We start from the raw sequence: 3397 nt of genomic DNA, 5'->3' as shown, positions 1-3397 counted from the left end.
GCGCAGGCCCGGCGCCTCGTCGCGGCGGGCGCCCGCGGCGTGCTGATCAAGGGTGGCCACGCCGAAGGCGACGAGAGCGTCGACCACCTGCTCACCGCCGACGGGCTCGTGCGACGCTTCTCTGGAACCCGCTACCCGACCCGCAACACCCACGGTACCGGATGCACCCTGTCGGCGGCCGTCGCCGCCGGCCTCGCCAAGGGGATGACCCTCGAGCAGGCGGTGCGCGCCGCCAAGGCCTACGTTAGCGACGCGATCGCTGCCGCAGACCGGCTCGCGATCGGCGCCGGGCACGGGCCGGTGCACCATTTCTTCGCGGTCTGGGCCTGAACGCACGGCTGAGACGCCGTCCCATCCACACGCGCCGCCTTGCATCCGCCGGGCGATTGCGTTTGTAGTAGCGCACGATCGTTCCGATAAACGGAACGCGATGGCGAAGCGCGGATGGCTGCGGCGATGCAGGAACAGGCGGAACGGCCGGGTCGGGGCCGGGACATGCTGAGCGGGGCGGCCGTGCTGTCGGGGCAGCTCGGCAAGACGATCCAGCGCCTGCGCAAGGCCTACAACCTCTCGCTGTCCGAGCTGGCCGAGCAATCCGGCGTCGCCAAGTCGATCATCAGCCAGATCGAGCGCAACGAGACCAATCCGACGCTGGCGACGATCTGGCGCCTGTCGCAGGCGCTCGACGTCTCGATCGAGCGGGTGCTGGCGGCCAACGACGAGGAGCCCTTCATCGAGAAGTCGTCGCGAGCCGACACGCCGATCCTCGTCTCCGAGGACGGCAAGGTGCGCCTCGCGATCATCGGCTGGGTCAAGACGATTGAGTGGCTGCAATGGTACGAGGTCTCCGCCGACCCGGGCGGAGTGCTCGATTCCGATCCGCACCAGCGCGGCTCGGTGGAATCGCTTTCGGTCTCGGAGGGCTGCTTCGAGGTCGAGATCGGCGGCGTCGTCCAGCGCGCGCGGGCCGGCGAGACCCTGCGCTACCGCTGCGACCGCCAGCACGCGGTGCGCTGCACCGGCGACGTGCCGGGGCGCGCGACCATGGTGGTGATCATGAAGGCGGCGGTGATGGAGTGAGCGGCTTAAGCGCTTAGAGCATTTTCAAGCGAGGTGGATGCCGGCTCGCGTGAAGAAAATGCGACCACACAGTAGGCTAGAGCATTTTCCGTGATCCGGAGATCACGGAAAATGCTCTAGCAGGCTGCTGCAGAAGTCTGTGGCGGTGTGGCCTTGGAGATGATTCACTCTGCCTGAGCGAGAGACGGGGTTTGATCGATGCGCGGACGTGAGGCGGCCTCGACCAACCTGTTCAGCTACGTTCGGCTTGAGGAGCGTGTGCCGTCCGATCACCCGCTGCGGCCGATCCGGGCCTTGGCCGACGAAGTTCTGGCTTGGCTGAACGCGCGCTTCGAGCACCTGTACTCGGGCCTGGGCCGGCCTTCGATCCCGCCGGAGATGCTGCTTCGGGCGACACTGCTGCAGGCGTTCTTCTCGGTGCGCTCCGAGCGGATGCTGATGGAGCAGATCGATTATAACCTGCTGTTCCGGTGGTTCGTGGGGTTGGAGATCGATGCCGCGGTCTGGCACCCGACTGTGTTCACGCACAACCGCGACCGTCTGCTGGAGACGGAGGTGGCGCACGCCTTCCTGTCGGGTCTGCTGGCGCTCAAGCCGGTCAAGCGGCTGTTGTCGAGCGACCATTTCTCGGTCGACGGCACGATGATCGAGGCCTGGGCCTCGATGAAGAGCTTTCGGCCCAAGGACGGCTCGGGCGAACCGCCAGGCACGGGCCGCAACGGCGAGCGTGACTTCCGCCGCGAGAAGCGCTCGAACGCGACCCATGCCTCGACTACCGACCCGGACGCCCGGCTCTACCGGAAGGCGGACGGCCAGGAGAGCCGGCTGTGCTACCTCGGCCACACGCTGATGGAGAACCGCAACGGCTTGGTGGTGGACGCCAGCCTCACCCACGCCACCGGCACGGCCGAGCGCGAGGCGGCCCTCCTCATGCTCGACCGCCGACCCCGCCGGCACCGGATTACGCTGGGTGCGGACAAGCTGTTCGACGTGGAAGCCTTCGTCGGCGACCTGCGGGCGCGGCGGGTGAGCCCGCACATCGCCATCAACGGGGCGGTCTCGAAGACCGGCAAGGTGCGCAAGACCGCCCTCGACGGCCGCACCACCCGCCATCCCGGCTACGCAATCAGCCTGCGCTGCCGCAAGCGGATCGAGGAGGTCTTCGGCTGGATCAAGGCTCAGGCCGGGCTGAGGAAGGTCAAGCTGCGCGGCCGAGCCAAGGTCGAGGCGCTGTTCACCTTCGCGGCCGCCGCCTACAACCTCGTGCGCCTGCCCAAGCTGCTGGCCGAGGCTCGCGCATGAAGAGCGGCCCAGGCCGGGCCGAGACGCAGCCCGCGACCTGGAGTACCATCGAAGCTGGCGGATCGAGCCGCGTCGAGGTGGGCTGATCTCGAAAAACAGCCCTGACGATCCAAATCGAGCGCCACGCCAGACTTCTGCAGCAGCCTGCTAGCGCCCGCCGTTCACCCACCGCACCATGTCCGCGAGCACGGTGCCGAGCGCCTGGTCGAGGGCGCGGGCGCCGTTGCCGGCATCGACTGCGGCGACCGGCACGCGGGCCGTGAAGATCCGCGCCGCGACGACCTTGCCGGTGCCGTCCGCGATCAGCTTGGCCGAGATGTCCACCACCGCCTCGCCGGTGCCGGCGGCGATGTCGAAGGCGCGGATCTCCGAGATCAGCTGGTAGTCGGACACCACCTTGTCGCCGGGGCGCGAGACCGAGCGCAGGCGGCCGGCATTCTCCAGGCTCTGGATGATCCGGGTCTGGATCAGCCGCGGCAGGCGGTCGGCCCATTGGCCGCCGCCGAGGAAGGCGAGCGAGCCGCCGGCCTCGCGCACGATGATGCGGTCCGCCTCGAACGGCTGGATGCCCACGGGCTCGGCGACCACGATCGCGCGCGCGGTCGCGGCCGGGTCCGGTTGCGACAGCACCCGGGTCGGCGCGTCCGGCGCGCTCAAGGCCACGAGCGGCCTCGTGTCCCGCGTGGGCGAGACCGCCACCGCGACGCTTTCCTGGGACCGGCGGATCCGGCCCTGGGCGTCGGTGACGGCAAGCCCGAGCTCGCTGTTGCCGGCTGGGAGGGCGGGCAGCACGATCGCGAACCGGCCTCCGGCGTCGGCGAGCGCCTGCGCCGTCGGCTTGCCGTCCACCAGCAGCGTCACGGTGCCGTTCGGCGTCGATCGCCCCGCCACGACGGCCTCCCCGTTCGGTTCGATGCGGAGGGTCTCGAAGGTCGGCGCGACCGGCTCCGCGGCGGGCAGGGTATTCTCGCCGCGGGCGCCGGCTGCTCGTCCGGCCTCGGCGCCCTGGCCGGCC

At 69.7% G+C, this 3397-nt stretch carries 3 protein-coding genes and 1 pseudogene; 3 read left to right on the top strand and 1 reads right to left on the bottom strand.

Features of this window, described 5'->3' with window-relative positions:
- The 3 genes from FV222_RS20675 to FV222_RS20665 all read left to right on the top strand — a co-directional run.
- Positions 1 to 330: bifunctional hydroxymethylpyrimidine kinase/phosphomethylpyrimidine kinase (locus FV222_RS20675; protein ID WP_187277400.1), on the top strand; the 330-nt coding region annotated here is incomplete at its 5' end.
- 126 nt (positions 331 to 456) lie between these two features.
- On the top strand, positions 457 to 1080 hold the full coding sequence (locus tag FV222_RS20670) for an XRE family transcriptional regulator (RefSeq protein ID WP_147753464.1): 624 nt from the start codon (positions 457 to 459) through the stop codon (positions 1078 to 1080).
- Positions 1081 to 1278: 198 nt separating this feature from the next.
- A complete protein-coding gene (locus FV222_RS20665) occupies positions 1279 to 2382 on the top strand; it encodes an IS5 family transposase (protein ID WP_147815528.1) in 1104 nt (367 codons plus the stop codon).
- A gap of 147 nt (positions 2383 to 2529) precedes the next feature.
- Here FV222_RS20665 and FV222_RS31390 read toward each other — a convergent pair.
- Positions 2530 to 2982 (bottom strand): annotated as a pseudogene (locus tag FV222_RS31390) (ABC-type transport auxiliary lipoprotein family protein); the annotation flags it as partial.
- Between the last annotated feature and the right edge of the window lie 415 nt (positions 2983 to 3397).

The organism is Methylobacterium sp. WL103 (assembly GCF_008039885.1).
Classification (GTDB): Bacteria; Pseudomonadota; Alphaproteobacteria; order Rhizobiales; family Beijerinckiaceae; genus Methylobacterium; species Methylobacterium cerastii.
Note: the sequence above shows the minus strand (reverse complement) of the source record. Positions and strands in the feature narration are given on the sequence as shown.

Bases quoted from the DNA above. Each gene is read 5' to 3' on its own strand.
- FV222_RS20670 (WP_147753464.1), top strand. From the start codon at position 457: ATGCAGGAACAGGCGGAACGGCCGGGTCGGGGCCGGGACATGCTGAGC.
- FV222_RS20665 (WP_147815528.1), top strand. From the start codon at position 1,279: ATGCGCGGACGTGAGGCGGCCTCGACCAACCTGTTCAGCTACGTTCGG.